Source organism: Streptomyces sp. SPB074 (assembly GCF_000154905.1).
Lineage (GTDB): Bacteria > Actinomycetota > Actinomycetes > Streptomycetales > Streptomycetaceae > Streptomyces.
This window is the reverse complement of the sequence record NZ_GG770539.1, coordinates 5024393-5047096: the sequence shown is the minus strand read 5'-3', so window position 1 is coordinate 5047096 and position 22704 is coordinate 5024393. Positions and strand designations below refer to the sequence as shown.

The following is a 22704-nucleotide window of genomic DNA, read 5'->3' as shown; positions in this document are numbered from 1 at the left end:
GCCCCGCTTCCGTATCCCGGACGGCCACGCTCCGCCCCCGCTCCCCCGGCACCCCCGCTCCGCCCCCGCCCCCCCGAACGGCCCCCGCCCCTTACGCCGTACGGCCGAGTGCTCCCCCACCGGTCACGTGCGGCACAATTCCCTGTCATGGGGATAGTCGCGGGACTGGACAGCTCGGCAGAGGCGACCCGGATCGTGGTGTGCGACGCGGACACCGGCGCCGTGCTCAAGCAGGGGTACGCCCCGCACCCCTCCGAGGGGAGCGAGCCGCACGAGAGCGATCCGCAGTCCTGGCTGCTCTCGCTCGGCGAGGCGGCCGGGGGCGGGGTGCTCGAAGGCGTGCGCGCGATCGGGGTCTCGGCGCAGCAGCACGCGCTCGTCCCGCTCGACGCGCAGGGTGCGACCGTACGGCCGGCGCTCGTCGGGACCGACAAGCGGATGCAGGCCACCGCCGCCGATCTCGCGGACGCGCTGGAGGGGGGCCGCGCCGCCTGGGCCGAGGCCGTCGGCTCCGTGCCGGGGCCCGCGCACCAGGTCACCAAGCTGCGCTGGCTCGCGCGCAACGAGCCGGAGAACGCGGCCAGGACCGCCACCGTGCTCCAGGCGCACGACTGGCTCGTGTGGCAGCTCCTCGGGCGGCCCGCGCGCCGCACGACCGACCGGGGCGGCGCCTCGGGGACGGGCTACTGGTCGGCGCGCGAGGGCGTGTGGCGCCCCGACCTCGCGGAACTCGCGCTCGGACACCAGGTCGCGCTGCCCGAGGTGCTCGGCCCCTCGGACGCGGCCGGGACCACGCCGGAGGGCCTGCTCATCGCGCCGGGGACCGGCGAGACGATGGCCGCCGCCTTCGGGCTCGGGGTGCGCGCGGGCGACGCGGTCGTCTCGCTCGGCGGCTCGGGCTCCGTCATGGCGATCCACCACGAGGCGATCGGGGACGCGGCGGTGACCGCGTTCGCCGACGCGACCGGGATGCACCTGCCGGTGGTGCGGCTGCTCAACGCCGTGCGGGTGCTGCGCGGCACGGCGGAGCTGCTCGGCACCGACCTCGACGGGCTCTCCGCGCTCGCGCTCAAGTCCACGCCCGGCGCGCACGGCCTCGTGCTGCTGCCCTACCTCGCGGGCGAGCGCACGCCCGACCTGCCGTACACGGCGGGCACGCTCAGCGGGCTGCGGCGCGAGTCGATGCGGCCCGAGCACCTGGCGCGCGCGGCCTTCGAGGGGATGCTGTGCTCGGTCGCCGACGCGCTCGGGGTGCTGCGGGCGCGGGGTGTCGCGGTGGAGCGGGTCTTCCTGCTCGGCTCGGCGGCCGGGCTGCCCGCCGTACGGGCCGTGGCGGCCTCGCTCTTCGGCGCGCGGGTCGTCGTGCCGCAGCCGGCCGAGTACGCGGCGCTCGGCGCGGCGCGGCAGGCGGCGTGGGCGCTCGGCGTGCACGAGGGGCGGCTCGACGCGACGGAGCCGCCGGCGTGGCAGGGGGCGGCGGCGCAGGTCATCGAGGCCGACGAGGAGGAACTGCTCGTGGGCGCGGCGGTGCGGCAGCAGTACGCGGCGGTGCGGGAGGAGACGCACCCGGGGGCCTTCGGGGACCGGAAGCCGCTGTGAGGCCGAACCGGCGGCGGCGGGATTTGACCCCGCCTTGAATTAATCGGTTGGTCCGCACCCGGGCACATCGCTCAGGATAGGGAGGCTCCCGGCCCCTCTCCGACAGGCGCAGTGTGCTCATACGACTTCTGCGGGCCTCGCTGGCCCCCTACAAACGGCCCATCGCTCTTCTCGTCCTGCTCCAGTTCGTCCAGACCTGCGCCGCGCTCTACCTGCCCACGCTCAACGCCGACATCATCGACAACGGTGTCGTGAAGGGTGACACGGGCTACATCATGGAGTTCGGCGGGCTCATGCTGCTCGTCGCCGTCGTGCAGATGGCGGGGAACGTCGGCGCCGTCTTCTACGGCGCCAGGACCGCCGCCGCGCTCGGGCGGGACGTGCGGGCGCGGATCTTCGACCGCGTGCAGTCCTTCTCGGCCCGCGAGGTCGGCCAGTTCGGCGCGCCGACCCTCATCACGCGGACGACGAACGACGTGCAGCAGGTGCAGATGCTCGTCCTGATGTCGTTCACGCTCATGGTCTCGGCGCCGATCATGTGCGTCGGCGGCGTGATCCTCGCGCTCGGCCAGGACGTGCCGCTCTCCTCGATCCTGCTCGTCGTGATCCCCGTGCTCGGCGGCTCGGTCGCGCTCATCGTGCGCAAGCTGCGGCCCCTCTTCCGTACGCTCCAGACCCGGCTGGACACCGTGAACCGGGTGCTGCGCGAGCAGATCACCGGGAACCGCGTCATCCGCGCCTTCGTGCGCGACGCGTACGAGGGGAAGCGCTTCGACGGGGCGAACGGGGAGCTGACGGAGGTCTCGCTCGGCACCGGGCGGCTCTTCGCGCTGATGTTCCCGACCGTCATGACCGTCGTGAACCTCTCCAGCGTCGCCGTCGTGTGGTTCGGCTCGCACCGCATCGAGAGCGGCGGGATGCAGATCGGGGCGCTGACCGCGTTCCTCTCCTACCTCATGCAGATCGTGATGGCCGTCATGATGGCCACCTTCATGTTCATGATGGTGCCGCGCGCCGAGGTGTGCGCCGAGCGCATCGAGGAGGTGCTGGGCACCGAGTCGAGCGTCGTACCGCCGAAGGCCGGGATCACCGAGCTGCGCCGGCACGGGCGGCTCGAACTGCGCGGCGCGGGTTTCCGCTTCCCCGGGGCCGAGGAGCCGGTCCTGCGCGGGATCGACCTCGAAGCGCTGCCGGGTGAGACGACCGCCGTGATCGGCTCGACGGGCAGCGGCAAGACGACGCTGCTGGGCCTCGTGCCGCGCCTGTTCGACGCGACCGAGGGCGAGGTCCTGGTCGACGGCGTGGACGTGCGCGAGGTCGATCCCGCGCTGCTGGCGCGCACGGTCGGGCTCGTCCCGCAGAAGCCGTACCTCTTCTCGGGGACGGTCGCGAGCAATCTGCGCTACGGGAACCCGGACGCGAGCGACGAGGAGCTGTGGCACGCGCTGGAGGTCGCGCAGGCCAAGGACTTCGTGGCGAAGCTGGAGCACCGGCTCGACGCGCCGGTCGCGCAGGGCGGCTCGAACTTCTCGGGCGGGCAGCGGCAGCGGCTCGCGATCGCGCGCACGCTCGTGCAGCGCCCCGAGATCTATCTCTTCGACGACTCCTTCTCCGCGCTCGACTACGCGACGGACGCGGCGCTGCGCGCGGCGCTGGGCCGGGAGACGGCGCGGGCCACGGTGGTGATCGTGGCGCAGCGCGTCGCGACGATCCGCGAGGCGGACCGCATCCTCGTGCTGGACGAGGGGCGGATCGTGGGCGTGGGGCGGCACCACGAGCTGATGGAGACCAATGAGACGTACCGGGAGATCGTGCTCTCCCAGCTGACGGAAGCGGAGGCCGCGTGATGGCCGGGCCCGGTGGACGGATGGCGGCCGGAGCGCAGGGGCTGGAGGACTTCAAGGGGACGGCCAAGCGGCTCGCGCGCCGTTTCGCCCCGTACAAGGCCCTGCTGACCGGGATGCTGCTGCTCGGCATCGTGAGCGTGGCCGCTTCGGTCTCGGGGCCGAAGATCCTCGGGCACGCGACCGACCTGCTCTTCGGCGGGGTGATCGGCGGGCAGCTGCGCGCCGGGCAGACGAAGGAACAGGTCATCGAGGCGGCGCGCGAGCGCGGCGACGGCGGCTTCGCCGACCTCCTCAAGGGGGTGCACTTCACGCCGGGCCAGGGCATCGACTTCGGCGCCCTCGGCGAGGTGCTGCTCATCGCGACGCTCGTCTTCGCGGTCGGCGGCGTGCTCATGTCGGTCTCGGTGCGGCTCTCGAACCGGGCGATCAACCTCATGATCAGGCGGCTGCGCGAGGACGTGCAGTCGAAGCTGTCGCGCCTGCCGCTCTCGTACTTCGACCGCCGTCAGCGCGGCGAGGTGCTGAGCCGCGCGACGAACGACATGGACAACCTCCAGCAGACCTTGCAGCAGACGCTCGGCCAGCTCGTCAACTCGGTGCTGACGATCATCGGGGTCCTCGCGGTCATGTTCTGGATCTCCTGGCTGCTCGCGCTCGTCGCGCTCGTGACCGTGCCGCTCTCGGCGCTCGTCGCGACGCGCGTGGGCAAACGCTCGCAGCCGCAGTTCGTGCGGCAGTGGAAGACGACGGGCGAGCTGAACGCGCACATCGAGGAGATGTACACGGGCCACACGCTCGTGAAGGTCTTCGGGCGCCAGGAGGAGTCGGCGGAGGTCTTCCGCGAGCACAACGAGGCGCTGTACGACGCCTCGAACCGCGCGCAGTTCACGAGCGGTGCCATGCAGCCGCTGATGATGTTCGTGTCGAACATCAACTACGTGCTCGTCGCCGTCGTGGGCGGGCTGCGGGTCGCCTCGGGCGCGCTGTCGATCGGTGACGTGCAGGCGTTCGTGCAGTACTCGCGGCAGTTCTCGATGCCGCTCACGCAGGTCGCCTCGATGGCGAACCTCATCCAGTCCGGGGTCGCCTCGGCGGAGCGGATCTTCGAGCTGCTCGACGCCGAGGAGCAGAGCGCCGACCCCGCGGACCCGCAGCGGCCCGGCGAACTGCGCGGGCGCGTCGCCTTCGAGCACGTGTCCTTCCGCTACGAGGAGGACAAGCCGCTCATCGAGGACCTGTCCCTGGAGGTAGACCCGGGTCACACGGTCGCGATCGTCGGCCCCACGGGCGCGGGCAAGACGACGCTGGTCAACCTGCTGCTCCGCTTCTACGACGTGACGGGCGGGCGCATCACGCTCGACGGCGTGGACATCGCGCGGATGCGCCGCGACGACCTGCGCGCCGGGATAGGGATGGTGCTCCAGGACACGTGGCTCTTCGGCGGCACGATCGCCGAGAACATCGCGTACGGGGCGGCGCGCGAGGTCACGCGCGAGGAGATCGAGGAGGCCGCGCGGGCGGCGCACGCGGACCGCTTCGTGCGGACGCTGCCCGAGGGCTACGACTCGGTGATCGACGACGAGGGCACGGGAGTCAGCGCGGGCGAGAAGCAGCTCATCACGATCGCGCGGGCCTTCCTCTCGGACCCGGTGATCCTCGTGCTCGACGAGGCGACCAGCTCCGTGGACACCCGCACCGAGGTGCTGATCCAGAAGGCGATGGCGCGGCTGGCGGCCGGGCGCACGAGCTTCGTCATCGCGCACCGGCTCTCCACGATCCGCGACGCGGACACGATCCTCGTCATGGAGGGCGGCGCCATCGTGGAGCAGGGCACGCACGAGGAGCTGCTGGCGGCGGGCGGCGCGTACGCGCGCCTGTACGCGGCGCAGTTCGCGCAGGCCGTGGCCGAGGTGGAGTAGACGGCGGCGGGAGCGGGGCGTCTTCGCGGCGGTACGGGATCTGGTCCCGTACGGGCGCGGGGGCGCCCCTTCGCCGTCCGTAGCCCCGGGGCGGCCCCAGTCCCCCAGCCCCTCAGCCTCCAGTCCCTCAGTCGAGGTAGCCCCTGAGCTGGTCGGCGAAGACGTGGGAGCGGAGTTTGGCGAGGGTCTTGGCCTCGATCTGGCGGATGCGTTCGCGCGTGACGCCGAAGAGGGTGCCGATCTCCTCCAGGGTGCGGGGGCGGCCGTCGTCGAGTCCGTAGCGGAGCTGGACGACCTGGCGCTCGCGCTCGCCGAGGGTCGAGAGGACGTCCTCCAGGTGGCGGCGCAGGAGGAGGAGCGCGGCGGACTCGGGGGGCGAGGGGGCGTCGCCGTCCTCGATGAGGTCGCCGAGCGCGACCTCGTCCTCGCCGCCGACCGGGGTGTGGAGCGAGACCGGCTCCTGGGCGAGGCGCAGGACCTCGCCGACGCGTTCCGGTGTGAGGCCCAGGACGGCCGCGACCTCGGCGTCGCACGGCTCGTGGCCGCGTTCCTGGAGGAGGGTGCGGCGGGCCCGTACGACGCGGTTGATCAGCTCCACGACGTGCACGGGGACGCGGATCGTGCGGGCCTGGTCGGCGAGGGCGCGGGACATCGCCTGGCGTATCCACCAGGTGGCGTAGGTGGAGAACTTGAAGCCGCGCGTGTAGTCGAACTTCTCGACGGCGCGGATGAGGCCGAGATTGCCCTCCTGGACGAGGTCGAGCATCGTCAGGCCGCGGCCCGCGTAGCGCTTGGCGACGGAGACGACGAGGCGGAGGTTGGACTCGATGAGGCGGCGTTTGGCGGCGCGGCCGAGGACGACGAGGCGGTCCAGGTCGAGGGCGAGGCGGGTGTCGAGCGGGCCCGGCCCGGCGAGTTTCTCCTCGGCGAACAGCCCGGCCTCGACGCGGCGGGCGAGTTCGACCTCGTCGGCGGCGTTGAGCAGCGGGATGCGGCCGATCTCGCGCAGGTACTGGCGGAAGAGGTCGGGCGCGTGGCCGCCGGGCGGGGCGGGGGCGCGGTCGCGGGCGCGCTGGGCGGGGACGCCGGGCAGGGGCGTGGCGTCCTGGGGGGTGGACGTCGTGGCGCGAAGCTGCGTGGGCACGGAGTCGGCCTCCTGGGGGGGGTTCGCTGCCTCTGTCCGCGGGGTGGGCGGGGCACCGTTTTTCAGTGTGGGACAGGGCGGGGACGGCCCACGAGGGGTGTGCGGGGACTTTTTGTGCCCGGCGTGTGACGGGCGGTCAGCGGGCGGGGCGCGCGGGGAGGGTGCGCCGGGTGGGGCGTACGGGGCGGGACCGCCGGCTCAGAGGGCCGCGGCGCCCTGCTGCTGGAGGGCGCGGCCGTACTGCTCCAGGACCCACAGTTCGCTCTGGACCTCGGCGGCGCGGGCCTGGTCGCCCTGCGTGGAGACGCGGGTGAAGGTGCCTTGCAGCTCGGTGACGCGGCGCTGGACGGCGCGGACCCGGACGCGGACGAGCTGGTCGCTCGCGTAGATCTCGTCCACGACGCGGCGGCGGATCGGCTCGACGGCGAGTTCGGTGACCATCGCGCGGACGCGGTCGTCGGGGGCGGCCTCGCGCACGGCGGTGAGGTAGGCCATCGCGTCGTGGACGCCCTCCTCGGCGCCGCCCGCGTCGGCGATGGCCTGGCGCACGGCGGCGTAGGGCTCGGCGGTGAACTCGTCGATCTCGTAGGCGTCGAAGGCGGGCGAGACGAGTTCGGGCCGCTGGAGGGCGAGTTTGAGCAGTTCGCGCTCGGTCATGTGGGCGGGGTTGCGCAGGATGAGCGCGGGGCCCTGGGCGCCGGGGCGCTGGGGGGCGCCCGCGGTGGCCGCGGCGGGGCGGCGCGGGCCGCCGGGGAGGGGTTCGCCGCGGTGCTCGCGGGCCCAGCGGGCGACGGTCGCGACGCGGCGTACGACCTCCTGCTGGTCCATGGGTCCGTAGCCGAGCATCCCGGCGAGCTGGACGGCGACGGCGTGGCGCAGGGCGACGTTCTTGACGCTCGCGACGACGGGCGCGGCCTCGTCGAGGGCGGCGGCGCGGCCGGCGGGGGTCTCCAGGTCGTAGCGCGAGACGATGTGGCGCAGCGCGAACTCGAAGAGCGGGACGCGCGGCTCGGCCAGTTCGGCGACGGCCTGCTCGCCCTTGGCGAGGCGCAGGTCGCAGGGGTCCATGTTGTCGGGGGCGATCGCGATGTACGTCTCGGCGGCGAACTTCTGGTCGTCCTCGAAGGCGCGCAGGGCGGCCTTCTGCCCGGCCGCGTCGCCGTCGAAGGTGAAGATCACGCGGGCGCTGCCGTTGTCCATGAGGAGGCGGCGCAGGATCTTGATGTGCTCGGTGCCGAAGGCGGTGCCGCAGGTCGCGACGGCGGTCGTGACGCCGGAGAGGTGGCAGGCCATGACGTCGGTGTAGCCCTCGACCACGACGGCCCGGCTCGCGCGGGCGATGTCCTTCTTGGCGAGGTCGATGCCGTAGAGGACCTGCGATTTGCGGTAGACGGGGGTCTCGGGGGTGTTGAGGTATTTGGGGCCGTTGTCGTCCTCGCGCAGCCGGCGGGCGCCGAAGCCGACGATGTCGCCGCCGATGTCCTTGATGGGCCACATGAGGCGGCCACGGAAGCGGTCGATAGGACGGCCGCCGCGGCTCTCCTGGGAGAGGCCGGAGGTGATCAGCTCGCGGTCGGTGAAGCCCTGGCCGCGCAGGTAGCGGGTGAGGTGGTCCCAGCCCGCCGGGCTGTAGCCGACGCCGAAGTGGGCGGCGGCCGCCTGGTCGAAGCCGCGTTCGGCGAGGAACTTGCGGCCGATCTCGGCCTCGGGCCCGGCGAGCTGTTCCTCGTAGTACTTCGCCGCCGCACGGTGGGCGTCGATGAGGCGGATGCGCTCGCCGCGCTGCTGGGCCGGGTTGTAGCCGCCCTCCTCGTAGCGGAGGGTGATGCCGGCCTGGCCGGCGAGGCGCTCGACGGCCTCGGAGAAGCTGAGGTGGTCCACCTTCATGACGAAGGTGATCGTGTCGCCGCCCTCCTGGCAGCCGAAGCAGTGGAAGAGGCCCTTCGCCGGGCTGACCTGGAAGGACGGCGACTTCTCGTCGTGGAAGGGGCACAGGCCCTTGAGGTTCCCGCCGCCCGCGTTCTTGAGCTGGAGGTACTCCGCGACAACGGAGTCGATCGGGACCGCGTCCCTGACCGCCTTCACGTCCTCGTCCTTGATCCTGCCAGCCACGGGGGAAGTCTACGGGGCCCGGAGCGGTGGGTGGACGAGAGGAGGGACGGACGGGAGGCGGGGGGGCCGCTCGGGGCGGGCGCCGGGAGGCGGGGGTCCCAGTGGCCGTTCGTGGCGCGGGGTCCCGGCGGCCGTCCGCGGGGCGGCGTCCCGGTGGCCGTCCGCGGGGCGGGCGCCTCAGCGGGCCGGGGCGGCGGGGGTGCCGTCGCCGGGCGAGGTGTCTTCGGGGCGGGGGGCCAGGGCGTCGACGCGGGCGGCGAGGGCGGGATGGCGGGCGGACAGGTGGGGGCGGGCGGCCTTCAGCGGCGCGAGGAGACGGGCCGGGTCCTGGTGGCCGAGGGCCTGGGCGAGGGGGCCACGGGCCGGTGCGGGCAGCGCGTCCAGGGCGACGACCTCGGCCGCGAGGCCGCGCAGCGTGGCGGCGTGCTCGCGGGCCCAGGCGGCGAGGGCGCGGTCGTTGGCGCGGCGGTCCCGGGTGGCCTGGATGCGCTCCTCGCCGGTGCTGCCGGGGGTGCCGGGGCGGCGGCGGAGGTAGCGGCGCTCGGCCGACTGCCGGTTGGCGACCCCGAGCGGTCCGGCCAGCTCGGCCCAGCTCGCGCCGGCCTCCCGCGCGTCCTCGATCAGGCCGGTCTCCCAGCCGCCGAGCTGCTCGCGCAGCTGCCGCAGCAGGAGGAGCGCCGCGAGCGCCTGCTCGGCACCGGTGCCGGGCACGGGCGGGGAAGCCGGCGGGCTCGTCTGGGCCGTACGGACCACGTCGGCGATGGTCTCCAGGGCGGCTGTCACGGCGGGCAGGGGCGCGGCGGGGGTGGCCGGAGCCGGCGGGGCGCCGTGCCCGGCAGGGGCGGACGGGTCCGGGGCGCAGGGCGTGCCGGGGGCGGTCCCCGGCGTCGGCGGTGTGCCGGGCGGGGCCGGGGGCCGGTGCTGCTGAGGGTGTTCGTCCGCGGCCATGAGCCACCTCCACTCAAGATGTCATCCATTGGGTGACAGATCTGCTTGTCATCTCTTGGATGACACGCTATAACAGAGGCAGGCAACAACGCACGGGGCCCACGAGGGCCCGTCTCGACCATGGAGGTGTCTTCCCCATGCTGATGCGCACCGACCCCTTCCGTGAGCTGGACCGCATCACCCAGCAGTTCTTCGGCAATTCCGCGTCCGGCACGTGGTCGCGGCCGTCCCTGATGCCGATGGACGCCTACCGCGACGGCGGGGAGTACGTGCTCGCGCTGGACCTCCCGGGCGTCGACCCGGACGCGATCGACATCGACGTCGAGCGGAACATGCTGACCGTCAAGGCCGAGCGCCGTCCGGCCGGGCGGAGCAAGGAGGCCCAGGTCGAGCTCTCCGAGCGCCCGCTGGGCGTCTTCTCGCGGCAGGTGATGCTCGCCGACACCCTCGACACCGAGCGCATCCAGGCCGACTACGAGGCGGGCGTGCTGACGGTGCGCATCCCGATCGCGGAGCGCGCCAAGCCGCGCAAGATCGCCATCGGCGCGGGCTCCGGGCGCAAGGAGATCAGCGGCTGAGGCCGGGACGAGGCCGGCACGGGCCGCGCGCCGGAGGACGGGCTCCCTCCCGTACCCGTCCTCCGGCGCGGCCCCCCGGCCGGCGCACCGGCGGTCCGCCGCGCACCGGCCGTCCACCGCGGGACGCGCTCACAGAAGACGCGCTCACGGAGGACACGGACACAGGCAGGGGGCAGTGATGACGATGCGAGAGGAAGCGTTCCTGGAGCAGGTGCGGGAACGCGGCGAGTACGCGAGCCGGGGCGAGGCCGAGCGGGCGGCCCGTACCGTACTGGCGCTGCTGGGCGCGCACCTGGCCGGCGGGATACGGGCAGAACTGGCGGCGCGGCTCCCGGAGACCTTCGCCCTGGTCCTCCTCGACCCGCTCCGGGCCGCCGAGCCGCTCTCCGCCGAGCGGTTCGTCCGGGCCGTCGCCGCCTGGATCGAGGGGGCCACCGAGGCCACCGCGACCTGGGACGTGAGCGCCGTGCTCAGCGTCGTGGCCGACGCGGCGGGCGAGGAGCTGACGGAGCGCGTCCTGCTCCAGCTCCCGCCGGAGTACGACCTGCTCTTCGGCCGCCCGCGGGCGGCCTGGGGCGCCGGGGAGGAGCAGCGCGCCGCCTGACCGAAGGCCGGGCCCGGCCGGGGCAAGGCGTCCGCGACGGCCTCAGAAGTCCCTCCCTCGTCCGTCAAGCCCGCACCTCGTGATGCCCGTGGGGTCGAGGGGCTCGACCTTCACCGTCTTCGTCTTCCCCCTGGCCACGCTCACATCGACGATGCCCTGGAGGTCGACGTAGCCGCCGTCCTTGTCGTAGAAGGTCACGCTGCCGGTATAGCGGCCCGTCCTGGTCCCGGTGTTCCTCAGGCGCACCGTGGACCAGGGCTTGCCCGCGCTCACGCAGGAGACGAGGGTCGCCGTGATGGTCGAGGCGCGGCTGCTCCCGGAGCCGGTCTCGCTCGCGGCGGGGCCGGGCGTGGAGGTGTGGCGCCGGTTCGTCCCGCTGTTGTAGCCCCGGTTGTAGCCCGAGGTGTAGTCGTCATCGTCGTCACTGGACGAGCCGGTGCCGTTCTGGCGCTGCGCGGAGCTGCTGCACCCGCCGCCGTGCCTGCTGTGCGAGCCGCCGTGTCCCCGCCCTGTCGAGAAGCCCGTCAGGGCGAGGACCGTGAGCGCGGCCATCGCGGTCAGCCTGATTCCCCGTGTCGTCGTCACGCCCGGCACCCTACGGACGCCGGGACGTGCCGCGCACCGAGTGTGCGCGAACGCGCACGGATTCGTTACGAACGTGACAGGAACGATTCCAGCGGCACGTTCGGGTCGGCCAGGGCCTCGGGGTCGGGGCGGGCGCCGGAGCGGATGAGCTTCTGGAGGGGGTCGGTCACGTCCCAGATGTTGACGTTCATCGCGGCCCGCACCTGCCCGTCGAGCAGCCAGAAGGCGAGGAAGCGGCGCTTGGCGGCGTCGCCCCGGACGAGCACCTGGTCGTACTGGCCGGGCGGCGCCCAGCCCGAGTACTCCAGGCCCAGGTCGTACTGGTCGGAGAAGAAGTACGGGACGCGGTCGTACGCGACGTCCCTGCCGAGCATCGCGCGCGCGGCGAGCGGGCCGCCGTTGAGCGCGTTGGCCCAGTGCTCGACGCGCAGGGGCGCGCCGGGGAAGAGGCCGAGCGGTACGGAGGCGACGTCGCCGGCCGCGTAGACGTCCGGGTCCGAGGTGCGCAGCCCCGTGTCCACCGCGATGCCGCCGCCGTGCTCGGGGGCGGCGAGCGCGAGCCCGGCGGACTCGGCGAGGGCGGTACGGGGCGCGGCGCCGACGGCGGCGAGGACGTCGTGGGCGGGGTGCTCCTCGCCGTCGTCGGTGAGCCCGGCGAGGACCATGCCGTCCTGGCCGACGATCTCGGTGAGACGGGCGCCGAAGTGGAAGCGGACGCCGTGCTCGGCGTGCAGGTCGGTGAAGAGCCTGCCGACCTCGGGCCCGAGCACGTGGTGCAGCGGGGTGGGCGCGGCGTCGACGACGGTGACCTCGGCCCCGTACTCGCGTGCCGCGGCGGCGACCTCCAGGCCGATCCAGCCCGCGCCCGCGATGAGCAGGTGGCCGTTGTCGCGGCCGAGGTTCGCCAGGGTGCGGCGCAGGCGCTCGGCGTGGGCGAGGCGGCGCAGGTGGTGGACGCCCGCGAGACCGGTGCCGGGGATCTCCAGGCGGCGCGGCTCGGAGCCGGTGGCGAGGAGCAGCTTGTCGTAGTGGAGGAGCGTGCCGTCGCCGAGGGTGAGGGTGTGGTTCGCCGTGTCGAGCGAGACGGCGGGCTGGCCGAGGTGGAGTTCGACGTCGGCGCCCGCGTACCAGCCGGGCTCGTGCACGAAGACGCTCTCGCGGGCGTCCTTGCCGAGCAGGTACCCCTTGGAGAGGGCGGGGCGCTCGTACGGGTGTTCCCGCTCGTCGCACACCAGGATCACCCGCCCGGTGAAGCCCTCCGCGCGCAGCGTCTCCGCCGCTTTGGCGCCGGCGAGGCCCCCTCCGACGATGACGAACGTCTGATCCGCGTCGACCACGTTGCTGCCTCCTGAAGTACCGAACCCGGGCGCGCACCGCTCTGCGGCGGAGGCGGTCGGGGTCGGCGGTCCCCTGCGAGCGTCCCGCACGGGGGCGGGCGGGGGGAAGGGGGGTGACTCGATCGGGGGGTTGATCGAGCTCCGGGGTCCCGGCCGCCCTGGTGCGGAGGATTCCTGACGGTACCGCAGCTCAGGCGGGGGGCTGGTGACGAGGGTTCCCCGGTCCGGCGGGGGCGCCCTCGCGGGGTCCCGCCGGTGGCGCCGTCGTCCCCCGCCCGCCGGAAGGGCTGGAACCGGCGGCTGTCAGTGCCGCGTGAGTTCGGCGTGAAGTGTGCGGGCCGCCTCGTCGGTCAGGGAGGCGATCTGGTCGATCAGGACCCGGCGGCGCGCGGACTCGTCGGCGGCCTGGTGGAAGAGGGCGCGGAACTGCGGGTCGAGGCCGTGCGGGGCGCGGGCGGTGAGGGCGGCGCCCAGTTCGGTGATGAGGACGCGCTGGGCGGCGCGGATCTGTTCCTGCTCGGCGCGCTGGATCACGTACAGGTCGGCGACGGCCTTGAGCAGCCCGCACTCCAGGCGCGCGGCGCGCGGGACGACGAGGCGGGCGGCGTAGCGGCTGAGCGGGGCCGGGCCGTGGGCGGCGCGGGTCGCGGTCTCGGCGGCGAGGCAGAACCGGCCGATGAGCTCGCTCGTGGCGTCCTTGAGCCGGGCCTGGGCGGGGGCGGAGCCGTCGTAGTGGTGCGGCCACCACTCCTCGGCGAGGAGCCGGTCGAGCGCGGCGTCGAGTTCGGCGCGGTCCGCGTCGGGCGGTACGTGGCCCCGGCCGAGCGCGACGCGGTGGATCTCGGCGCGCTCGGGCTCGGACAGGAGCGCGTTGGGGTCGATGTGGCCGGCATGCAGGCCGTCCTCCAGGTCGTGCACGGAGTAGGCGACGTCGTCGGACCAGTCCATCACCTGGGCCTCGAAGCACGTGCGGCCCGGCGGGGCGTCGGCGCGGAGCCAGCGGAAGACGGGGAGGTCGTCCTCGTAGACGCCGAACTTGGGGTGCGCGGGGTCGCGCGGGTGCGCGCCGCGCGGCCAGGGGTACTTGGTGGCGGCGTCGAGCGCGGCGCGGGTCAGGTTGAGGCCGACGCCGGTGGGGCTGCCGTCCGGGCCGGGCACGAAGCGCTTGGGCTCGATGCGGGTGAGGAGACGCAGGGACTGGGCGTTGCCCTCGAAACCGCCGATGTCGCGCGCGAGTTCGTCCAGCACCTGTTCGCCGTTGTGGCCGAAGGGCGGGTGGCCGAGATCGTGCGAGAGGCAGGCGGCCTCGACGAGGTCGGGATCGCAGCCGAGCGCGGCGCCGAGGTCCCGGCCGACCTGGGCGCACTCCAGGGAGTGGGTGAGCCGGGTGCGGGGGCTCGCGTCCCAGGCGGGACCGCCGGCGCCGAGGGTGACGACCTGGGTCTTGCCCGCGAGCCTGCGCAGCGCGGAGGAGTGCAGGACCCGGGCCCGGTCGCGCTGGAAGGCGGTACGGCCCGAGCGCTTGTCGGGCTCGGGGGCCCAGCGCTCGGTGTCGCCCGCGGCGTAGTCCGCCGTGTCGTGGGACAGCCGGTGCGTCTCGCCATCGGCCTGCCGGGAAATCGCTGCCATGGGCCAGAGCCTAGACGGAAGGAAGGACATCCCGGACAGACGTACGGGGCGGGGCGGCTCGGGACGGGGGGCGGGAGCGGGGCGGGGGGGCGGGAGCGGGGCGGGGCCGGGTGCGAGGGGGCTTTCCGGGGCGTTGTCGGTGGCGGGTGCGAGACTCGGCGGCACGTGGCGGACGTTCGGACGAAAGCGGGGGCGATCATGTCCTTCAACGGGCCTGTGGCCGATCTGCACCGGTACCTCCAGGAGGCGCGCGAGGCCGTGCTGTGGAAGGCGGAGGGCCTGTCGGAGTACGCCGTGCGGCGCCCGCTGACGCCGACGGGGACGAATCTGCTGGGGCTCGTGAAGCACCTGTCGGCGGTGGAGTTCGGGTACTTCGGGGACACCTTCGGGCGGCCGTACTTCGCGAAGGGCGAGGAGCCCCGCTTCCACTGGACGCGCGAGCCCGAGGGCGACCTGTGGGCGCGCCCCGAGGAGTCGCGCGCGGAGCTCGTGGGCCTGTACCGGGCGGCGTGGGCGCACACGGACGCGGTCCTCGCGGAGCTGCCGCTCGACACGGAGGGCCGGGTGCCGTGGTGGCCGGAGCACCGGGCCGTGACGACGCTCCACCACGTCCTGGTCCGCGTCCTCGCCGAGACCCAGCGCCACGCGGGCCACGCGGACATCCTCCGCGAACAGCTCGACGGCCGCGCGGGGGCGGGCCGCGAGAACACGAACCTCCCGGGCCAGGACGAGCAGGAGTGGTCGGCGTACCGCGAACAGATCGAACGAGCGGCCCGCGAGGCGGACCCGGCGGGGGCGGAGGGTGCGGTGCGCGCGGGCCGTGCCGACGCCGCCGGGTGGGGCGGGCCGCTCGCCCGGGAGCTGGGGATCGAGCTGGTCGAGGTGGACGGGCGGGCGGCCACCGCTGATGACCTGTTGTGGCGGGCCGTGCGGAGCGACGGGCACTTCACCGCCGCGCAGGTGCGGGGCGGGAAGGTGCGCGGGGTCGGGGTGCATCTGGAGCGCCTGCGCGCCGCCTCGCGGGAGTTGTGGGGGGAGGAGCTCGATCCGGGGCTCGTGCGGGAGCGGGTGCGGCACGCGCTCGGGGGCCGGGCGCTCGACGCCGCGCTGCGGGTGTACGTGCACCGGCCCGCCGGGGCGCTCTCGCTCATGGTGACGCTCGCCGCGCCCGGCGAGGCGGGCGACGAGCCGCTGCGGGTCCGCCCGGTCCCGTACGTACGGCCCTTCGCGCACGTCAAGCACCTCGGCGGCTTCGCCCAGACGCACCACCGGCGGCTCGCCGGGCGGGAGGGGTACGACGAGGTCCTGCTCACCGGGCCGGACGGCGAGGTGGCCGAGGGCGGGATCACGAACGTCCTCCTCTGGGACGGCGCGCGGCTCGTGCTGCCCACCGCGCCCGCGCTCGCCGGGACGACGCTGACGCTCCTGGAGCAGGGGCTGCCCGCCGCCGGGATCGCCGTGGCCCGGCGCCCGGTGCACCGCACAAAACTGGCCGGTTTCCGCTCGGTGTTCCTCGCGAACTCGCGCGGCATCGTGGCCGTCCGCGAGATCGACGGGCACGCCTGCGCGGTGGACGAGGCGCTGCTGGCGCGGCTGCGCGCGGTGTACGAGGCGGTGCCCTGGGAGGAGGTCTGAGCCCCCGCGGCCCCTGATGGGCTGTCACCCGTACGCCCCCGCTGAACGCGCGGGCCCGGGCCGCGCGGGCTTACCTCGTAGGCGGGGCGCGTTCGGCTTCGCGGCACGCAGCGGCCGCGAGCGGGCCCCCGCGGAAGGAGGACCATGCCCGCGAGGCGTACGCGGAACGGTGCGGTGGCCGCCCTTGTCCTGTCCTGGGGGTGCGCGCTCCCCGGAGCCGCCGCGGCGGCACAGCCCGCCCCGGCCCCCGCCCTGCGGCTGGCCCCCGCGGCGGCGGCGCCCGGAGCGGAGGTGACCGCGCACGTGGACGGCTGCCCGGGGCACGCCGCGACCGGCACGGCGCCCGCGCTGCGCTCGGGCGGCTTCGCGCTCAGCGGCGCCGCCGCGGCACGCGAGGCGGTGGGCGGCTTCCGCGTACCGGGCACGGCGAACCCGGGCACGTACGAGGTGGTCGTGCGCTGCGGTACGGGCGGCGGGGAGACGCGGGCGGATCTGCGGGTGGGCCTGAGCGGCGCCTACGGGCCCTCCGGAGTCGCGGCGGGCGCCGAGGACGCGGTGGAGGACGGTCGGGGGCGGCGGCTCGCGGGCGGCCCCGGTCCGCTCGGGCGCGATCCGGTACGCGTCGCCTGCGGCGTCGGGGTGCTCGCCTTCGCGGCGGTCTGCGGCACCTGGCTCCTGCACCGCAGGACACGGGGCACGGTCTAGCGAGACGCCGGGCGGCGGGGCGTCGTGCGGCGTGAGACCGGGCGGCGCGGCGCCGTGCGGCGGGCCTCGCGAAGGGGCCCGGGCGCCCTCTCGGGCCGTCCTCGGTCAGCCCCTCAGGCCGCCCACTGGTCGTACGCCAGCTTCGCCACGAGGCCGAGCACGACCATTACGAGTACCGTGCGGACGAACCCGCTGCCCCGCTTGAGGGCCGTGTGCGCGCCCGTCATGCCGCCGATCAGGTTGCACGCGGCGAGCGGGAGGGCGAGGCCCCACAGCACGTTGCCCTGCACGGCGAAGGTCACGAGCGCGCCGAGGTTCGTGCACGTGTTGACGATCTTCGCCGTCGCCGAGGCCGAGACGAGGTCGAGGCGCAGCACGGCGGTGAGCGCCAGCACCAGGAAGGTGCCCGTACCGGGTCCGAAGAAGCCGTCGTACGCGCCGATCCCGAGCCCCGCCAGCAGGATCGCGGCGAGGACGCGGCCCCGCCCGGGCGCCGGCCCGGCGGCCTGCGTGCCGAAGGCGGGCCTCAGCATGACGAAGGCGAGCACGGCGAGCAGCACCACCATGATCATCGGTCGCAGGACGTCGCTGGAGATCCCCGCCGCGAAGAGCGCCCCCACGGTCGAGCCGAGCAGCGCCGCGCCCCCGATGCCCACCGCGATCCGTACGTTGACGGGCGCGCCCTTGCGCACGTAGGTGAACGCGGCGCCTCCCGTGCCCACGATCGCGACGGCCTTGTTCGTGCCGAGGATGTGCGCCGCCGGTACGTGCGGCACGCCGAGGAGCAGGGCGGGCAGCAGGAGCAGTCCGCCACCGCCCACGACGGCGTCGATCCAACCGGCCGCGAGCGCGGCGAGGCACAGCACGAGGACCGTGGTCAGGGGTATGTCGGGCATGGGCACGACCCTATGCGTACGCCCGTACGGCACGCGCGCGGGTGGGCCGGTCGCACGCCGTGGCGCGCCCGCCGGGCCGCGCGGGGAGGACGCGCGGGACCCGTGCGGGACCCGCCGCGGTGGGACGCGTGCGCCGGGCGGGGTAGGAGGGCCGGGACAGCGGCCCGACCGGAGCCGCGCGACGAGCGTCAGGGACAGGAAGGGAGCGGCGCGATGGCCGCCGGTACAGGAGGAAACGGCGCGGGAGAACGCGGCGCGGCACAGCGCGCCACGGCACAGCGCGGCGTGGGAGAACGCGGCGCGGGACGTGGCGGGCGGACGGCGCGCGGGTGGCGTGCCGCCCTGATCCCCGCGCAGGAGGGCAGGACCGCCGTCGTGACAGGGGCCAACAGCGGCATCGGGTACGTCGCCGCGCGCGAACTCGCCCGGCACGGGGCACACGTCGTGCTCGCCTGCCGCAGCGAGCGGCGCGGCGCCGACGCGGTCGCCCGGCTGCTCTCCGAAGTACCGGGGGCGCACGCGGAGTTCTCGCCGCTCGATCTCGGGGACCTCGCCTCGGTGCGGGAGTTCGCGGCACGGCACGTGCGGCGGCCCGTCGGGGTGCTCCTCAACAACGCGGGCGTCATGGCGACCCCCTTCGCGCGCACGGCGGACGGCTTCGAGCGGCAGTTCGGCGTCAACCACCTGGGGCACTTCGCCCTCACGGGTCTCCTCCTGCCCGCGCTCCTGCGCGCCCCGGACAGCCGGGTCGTGACGGTGTCGAGCCAGACGCACGTGTTCGGCACCATCGACCCGCGCGACCTCGACAGCGCGCGCCACTACCGCCGCTGGCTCGCCTACGGCCGCTCCAAGACGGCCAACCTCCTCTTCACGCACGAACTGGCCCGTCGCCTGGAGGCGGCCGGGGCGGACACGGTCGCCGCCGCCGTCCACCCCGGCTTCGCGCGCACGAACCTCCAGACGAGCGCGGTACGGGAGGAGGGCCGCCGGTTCGCGGAACGGCTCGCCGCCCTCGGTACCCGCCTCGTCGGGCAGTCCGCCGAGGCGGGCGCGTTGCCCTCTCTGTACGCGGCGACGGCCCCCGGCGTCGCCCAGGACTCCTTCACGGGCCCCCGCTTCCTCATGTGGCGCGGCGCCCCGGCCCCGTCCTGGCGCGCGCCGTGGACGCGCGACGACGAGACGGCGCGCCGCCTGTGGACGGCCTCCGAGGAGCTGACCGGCGTGCGGTACGCACTGCCGGAGCCCGGGCGGGACGCCTCGCGGGACGCACGTTTCTGAACACGTTCAAATAAGAGCGCTACGCTTCCCCCGTGAAGGTTCTGCTTCCCGGGGGCACCGGGCACGTCGGTCAGTTGCTGCGTCGCGCGTGGCTGCGCGAGGGACACGAGGTCGTGGTGCTGAGCCGGCACCCGCGCCCCTACGGGGACGGGACGCGCGTGGTCGGCTGGGACGGGCGGAGCGCGGGGCCGTGGACGCGCGAGGTGGACGGTTGCGACCTGGTCGTCAACCTCGCCGGGCGGAGTGTGAGCTGCCGTTACACGCCGGAGAACCTGCGGGCGATGATGGATTCGCGGGTGGCATCGGCGCGGGCCGTGGGCGAGGCGGTCGCCGGGGCGCGAAGGCCGCCGCGCCTGTGGCTCCAGATGAGCACGGCGACGGTCTACGCGCACCGCTTCGACGCCCCGAACGACGAGGCGGACGGGGTGCTCGGCGGTGCGGAGCCGGGCGTGCCCGCGTACTGGGCGTACAGCGTGCGGATCGCCCGCGCCTGGGAGGCGGCCCAGCGCGAGGCCGTGACCCCGGCGACGCGCAAGGTGGCGCTGCGCGCCGCGATGGTGATGAGCCCCGAGCGCGGCAGCGTCTTCGACGTCCTGTCCCGCCTCGCCCGCGCGGGCCTCGGCGGTCCGGTCGCGGGGGGCCGGCAGTACGTCTCGTGGCTGCACGGCGCCGACTTCGTCCGCGCCCTCGACTTCCTCCGTACCCGCGAGGACCTGAGCGGCCCGGTCAACCTCGCGGCCCCGCACCCGCTCCCCCAGCGCGCCTTCATGCGTGCCCTGCGCGCCGCCCTGCGCGTTCCCCTCGGCCTCCCCGCGACCCGCGCGATGGCGGAACTCGGCGCCTGGGCCCTGCGCTCGGACACCGAACTCCTCCTCAAGAGCCGCCGCGTCGTCCCCGGCCGCCTGACGGAGGCGGGATTCACGTTCACGCACCCCGAGTGGCCGGAGGCGGCACGCGACCTGGCGGACCGGCGGCGCGCGGGGAGGTGAGGGAGGGGACGGGGCACACGTCCCCCCGGGGGCGCCCCTCCCGGACGCGCGCCCCGTACGTCCTACGCCCCGCGCGTCCCCTCCTCCCCCAGCACCTCCCTGTCCACCCGTTCCTCCAGGCGGTCCAGGACCTCCGCGCCGGTGCGCAGCAGGCCGAGGCGGCGGGAGGTGCGGAGGTCGGTGTCGAGGCGGTGCCACAGGAGGGGGTTGGCGGTGAGGACGGCGGTCTCGCAGCTCAGGCGGTGGCCGCTCGTGTCGCGCAGGAGGAGGCGCGGGACGAGGCCGCCGGTCTCGGTGAGGGAGACGAGGCGGTCGGTGCGGACGGTGTGCCGGCGGACCAGGCCCCAGGTGCGCAGTTCGCCGGGGCGGGCCCCGGTGCGTACGGGGTGGAGCGCCGCGTGGAGGAGGACGGCGAGGCCGAGCCAGAGCGCGGCGCGGGGGAGGTCGAGCGAGCCCCGTACGCCGTCGACGAGGAGGGCCAGCCCGAGGAGGAGGGCCGCGCAGAGCAGGGCCGTGCCCAGGTCGTGGCGCCAGCGGCGGTCCGTCGTCCAGCGCGCGGCCCCCGCGGCCCCGGGCGTCCGCCCGCCGCGTGCGGAGCGCCCGCCGCGTGCGCGCCGCCGGCGCCGTACGGGCCGCCCGCCCCGCGCTCCGCGTTCCGTCCCCGCCATCCCGCGCCTCCCGTCCGGCCCCCCGCCGGAGCGTAGGCCCCGCACGCCGCGCCCCACCCTCGCTCTGACATCCCGCTTACGCGGAAGGGTGAGGTTCCTACGGCATGTTGACGCACGCCTGCCGCAGGAGGGACCGGACGTTCGACGCCTTCCACCCTCCCTCCGCTCGCGGCACACGCGGGCCGAGAACGCTCCGCCGGGAGAGGCCCGCGAAGCGCTGGAGGGCGTCGGAGGCCGCTTCCCCCGTCGGCAGGTGCGGCGCGGTCCCCGAGGGCGGTGCGGGCCCGCGGTGACCGGCGCGCACACGCACGGGTGCGCCACCGCTACGACCGGCCTCGGCGGCCGCGACCGGGCGGGCCCGGACGGCGAAGGAGCGGCACCCCCGCACAGGGTGCATACTCAAGCGCGCGACCTGCGAACTAACCGAGTGCGCCGCTCCGCAGGGCACGGACAGGGCACTTAGGGTGCCCTTACTGCAAGACCGAATCGATCATGTCTGCGGTCTGGTCCTCGTCCGTCTCCCACAAGTGCGTGTAGACGTTGAGCGTCACCGATGGCTTTGCGTGACCGAGCCTCCGCTGCACCTGCTTCGGAGTCGCCCCCTTCGAGATGAGCACCGAGGCGTAGAAGTGCCTCGCGTCATGCAGCGTGGCAGCGCTCGGCACACGGACCGCGCTCCCCGACCTCTCCAAGGCCCGGTTCGCCCGGTTCACCGTGCGCCCCCAGACGCGGGCCCAACTACCGCGCCGCAACTGCCCGCCGTTCTGACTGGTGAAGAGGAGCCGGGCCGAGCGCCACACAGGCTTACGCGGGTTCGTGCGATCCTCGATCCAGACCTCGCGCGGCGGGAAGGCCGCCTTGTACGCCTCGACCTCAGCCGCGAGGGACTTCGGCAGCGGCACCGTCCGGTAGCTCTGCGACGTCTTCGGCTCTCCGAGGTACGGCACACCCTTGTCCGGCCCGATGAGCTGTTGCTCGACCACCACAGCGCCCGGCGTCACGTGCTTCTCTTCCAGGCCGAACAACTCCCCTCCTCGCAGACCCGAGGCCGCCGCCAAGTGCACGAGGAGCCGGTAGCGCTTCGAGCTCGCCGCGATGAGCGCCTTCATGGCCTCCGGGTGGAGCGGCTGCACCTCGGGGTAAACGGGCTTAGGTGGCTCCACCCCATCGCACGGATGCTTGGTGATCAGGCCCTCCTGATAGGCCATCTTCAAGACGCCGGTGAAGCAGTTCCAAGGCGTCGCGAAGGTCGAAGGAGCGATCACTGCGGCCCGCTCCTTCATCCAGCGGCGAGCGTCCGAGCTCTGGATGCTCCCTATCTGCCGCGCCCCGAAGGTGGGATAGACGTGCAGCCGGAGCGCCCGTTCGACGTTGCTCGTGGTGCGCTCGCGATGAATGGCGCTCTCCCGCCAGCGCTCGGCCACCTCGCGGAAGGTTTCGCGCCCTCGCTGCCGAGGGACGAAGGTCCCCCCATCCAGCTCGGCCTTGACCTTCGCCGCGCGACTGTCAGCCTGCGGCCGGCGCTCGAAGTTTTCCTTGCACTGCTCGCCGCTCAGGTCGCGATACCGCACCTGCCAGCGCTTCCCGACCCCGTGCTCGGAACTCACGTACACGGGCGTCGCCTTCGTGCTGTGCTCCTCGCAGCGCACGGCGGCCGACCCCGGCCGTGAGAGGTGCCAGCGGTCATACACCTTCGCCACCGGACCCCCTCTCCAGCGCCTCTGACACCTTCCACTGACTCTCGATGTAGGCGAGAACGGTCTCAAGCGAGAGGCCCGCACGCCGCGCGGCGCCCACCCCTGGCACGAGGTAGCGGCTCACCTCGTTCTCGGCCTCGGCCCGAGCAGGAAGGCCCGGGTCCCTCCACTCGTCCGCGGGCGTCTCGGTGTAGAAAATCCGCTCGTTCGTGCCTGGCAGGGGCGCAAGTCCACGCACCCACGCGCGCACAGCGTCCGCGTCGTACTCGGCGGCGGGTACCGGCTTGTAGCGGATCTCGCTCGGAGGGACGAGAAGATGCACCGGGGCGACGTCAAGGGCGCGCGCGAGAGCCAGCCACTCGACAACCGACACGCCCTGCCGCCGACCCGTCTCCAACTTGGTGACGGTGGCTCGATCCCAGGCCACGCCCAAGGCGCGCAGTTGGTCTGCTAGCTGCTGGGCCGTGTAGTCCTTGCGCCTCCGGGCCTCCCGGACCCGCTGGGCGATGGCTGGCACGGGAGACGCATTCTCGG

General features: G+C 74.4%; 19 protein-coding genes and 1 pseudogene. 10 read left to right on the top strand and 10 right to left on the bottom strand.

Annotated features, from left to right (window positions below; translation table 11 throughout):
- Positions 1-147 precede the first annotated feature (147 nt).
- From SSBG_RS21225 to SSBG_RS21215, 3 genes are all read left to right on the top strand, one after another.
- On the top strand, positions 148-1599 hold the full coding sequence (locus SSBG_RS21225) for an FGGY family carbohydrate kinase (RefSeq protein ID WP_008748121.1): 1452 nt from the start codon (positions 148-150) through the stop codon (positions 1597-1599).
- Between the two features lie 113 nt (positions 1600-1712).
- Positions 1713-3446, top strand: coding sequence for an ABC transporter ATP-binding protein (locus SSBG_RS21220; RefSeq protein WP_008748120.1), 1734 nt, complete (start codon positions 1713-1715; stop codon positions 3444-3446).
- Positions 3446-5365, top strand: coding sequence for an ABC transporter ATP-binding protein (locus SSBG_RS21215; protein WP_037870331.1), 1920 nt, complete (start codon positions 3446-3448; stop codon positions 5363-5365). The genes SSBG_RS21220 and SSBG_RS21215 overlap by 1 nt, the downstream gene beginning before the upstream one ends.
- A gap of 127 nt (positions 5366-5492) precedes the next feature.
- Here SSBG_RS21215 and SSBG_RS21210 read toward each other — a convergent pair whose 3' ends face one another.
- From SSBG_RS21210 to SSBG_RS21200, 3 genes are all read right to left on the bottom strand, one after another.
- Positions 5493-6509: an RNA polymerase sigma factor gene (locus tag SSBG_RS21210; protein ID WP_037870329.1), complete on the bottom strand. Its 1017-nt coding sequence runs from the start codon at positions 6507-6509 to the stop codon at positions 5493-5495.
- A 198-nt stretch (positions 6510-6707) separates the two neighbouring features.
- Positions 6708-8621, bottom strand: coding sequence for a DNA primase (gene dnaG, locus SSBG_RS21205; RefSeq protein WP_008748117.1), 1914 nt, complete (start codon positions 8619-8621; stop codon positions 6708-6710).
- A 177-nt stretch (positions 8622-8798) separates the two neighbouring features.
- Positions 8799-9569: a hypothetical protein gene (locus tag SSBG_RS21200; protein WP_008748116.1), complete on the bottom strand. Its 771-nt coding sequence runs from the start codon at positions 9567-9569 to the stop codon at positions 8799-8801.
- A gap of 137 nt (positions 9570-9706) precedes the next feature.
- On the opposite strand from SSBG_RS21200, the gene SSBG_RS21195 reads away from it, so the two are divergent.
- Both SSBG_RS21195 and SSBG_RS21190 read left to right on the top strand, forming a co-directional pair.
- Positions 9707-10147 carry an Hsp20/alpha crystallin family protein gene (locus tag SSBG_RS21195; RefSeq protein WP_008748115.1) on the top strand — a complete coding sequence of 147 codons (441 nt, stop codon included), beginning with the start codon at positions 9707-9709 and terminating at the stop codon, positions 10145-10147.
- A 184-nt stretch (positions 10148-10331) separates the two neighbouring features.
- Positions 10332-10751 (top strand): DUF2267 domain-containing protein, encoded by a 420-nt coding sequence (locus SSBG_RS21190; RefSeq protein ID WP_008748114.1) that lies wholly within the window; start codon positions 10332-10334, stop codon positions 10749-10751.
- Positions 10752-10793: 42 nt separating this feature from the next.
- Here the strand turns inward: SSBG_RS21190 and SSBG_RS21185 are convergent, their stop codons facing one another.
- From SSBG_RS21185 to SSBG_RS21175, 3 genes are all read right to left on the bottom strand, one after another.
- Positions 10794-11336, bottom strand: a complete 543-nt coding sequence (locus SSBG_RS21185) for a hypothetical protein (protein WP_234010613.1) — start codon at positions 11334-11336, stop codon at positions 10794-10796.
- Positions 11337-11401: 65 nt separating this feature from the next.
- Complete coding sequence (locus SSBG_RS21180; protein WP_008748112.1) at positions 11402-12673, bottom strand: NAD(P)/FAD-dependent oxidoreductase; 1272 nt, start codon at positions 12671-12673, stop codon at positions 11402-11404.
- Between the two features lie 303 nt (positions 12674-12976).
- Positions 12977-14302, bottom strand: a complete 1326-nt coding sequence (locus SSBG_RS21175; protein WP_037870326.1) for a deoxyguanosinetriphosphate triphosphohydrolase — start codon at positions 14300-14302, stop codon at positions 12977-12979.
- A 198-nt stretch (positions 14303-14500) separates the two neighbouring features.
- On the opposite strand from SSBG_RS21175, the pseudogene SSBG_RS32265 reads away from it, so the two are divergent.
- From SSBG_RS32265 to SSBG_RS21160, 3 genes and pseudogenes are all read left to right on the top strand, one after another.
- Positions 14501-15094, top strand: a pseudogene (locus SSBG_RS32265) (DinB family protein); the annotation flags it as partial.
- 15 nt (positions 15095-15109) lie between these two features.
- Complete coding sequence (locus SSBG_RS32260) at positions 15110-15937, top strand: aminotransferase class IV (RefSeq protein ID WP_037871713.1); 828 nt, start codon at positions 15110-15112, stop codon at positions 15935-15937.
- A 174-nt stretch (positions 15938-16111) separates the two neighbouring features.
- Complete coding sequence (locus SSBG_RS21160) at positions 16112-16642, top strand: hypothetical protein (RefSeq protein ID WP_234010612.1); 531 nt, start codon at positions 16112-16114, stop codon at positions 16640-16642.
- A gap of 113 nt (positions 16643-16755) precedes the next feature.
- Here the strand turns inward: SSBG_RS21160 and SSBG_RS21155 are convergent, their stop codons facing one another.
- The gene (locus tag SSBG_RS21155) at positions 16756-17538 is read right to left on the bottom strand and encodes a sulfite exporter TauE/SafE family protein (protein WP_037870325.1); all 783 of its coding nucleotides are present in this window, start codon (positions 17536-17538) and stop codon (positions 16756-16758) included.
- Positions 17539-17823: 285 nt separating this feature from the next.
- Between SSBG_RS21155 and SSBG_RS21150 the strand changes: the two genes are divergently transcribed.
- The gene (locus tag SSBG_RS21150; protein WP_050776923.1) at positions 17824-18816 is read left to right on the top strand and encodes an oxidoreductase; all 993 of its coding nucleotides are present in this window, start codon (positions 17824-17826) and stop codon (positions 18814-18816) included.
- Positions 18817-18848: 32 nt separating this feature from the next.
- On the top strand, positions 18849-19805 hold the full coding sequence (locus tag SSBG_RS21145; RefSeq protein ID WP_008748106.1) for an epimerase: 957 nt from the start codon (positions 18849-18851) through the stop codon (positions 19803-19805).
- 62 nt (positions 19806-19867) lie between these two features.
- Here the strand turns inward: SSBG_RS21145 and SSBG_RS32825 are convergent, their stop codons facing one another.
- The 3 genes from SSBG_RS32825 to SSBG_RS21130 form a co-directional block, all read right to left on the bottom strand.
- The gene (locus SSBG_RS32825) at positions 19868-20473 is read right to left on the bottom strand and encodes a translation initiation factor IF-2 (protein WP_234010610.1); all 606 of its coding nucleotides are present in this window, start codon (positions 20471-20473) and stop codon (positions 19868-19870) included.
- Between the two features lie 470 nt (positions 20474-20943).
- Positions 20944-22173 carry a tyrosine-type recombinase/integrase gene (locus tag SSBG_RS21135; protein WP_037870324.1) on the bottom strand — a complete coding sequence of 410 codons (1230 nt, stop codon included), beginning with the start codon at positions 22171-22173 and terminating at the stop codon, positions 20944-20946.
- Positions 22157-22687 carry a helix-turn-helix transcriptional regulator gene (locus SSBG_RS21130; RefSeq protein WP_037870323.1) on the bottom strand — a complete coding sequence of 177 codons (531 nt, stop codon included), beginning with the start codon at positions 22685-22687 and terminating at the stop codon, positions 22157-22159. The genes SSBG_RS21135 and SSBG_RS21130 overlap by 17 nt, the downstream gene beginning before the upstream one ends.
- Positions 22688-22704: the final 17 nt, after the last annotated feature.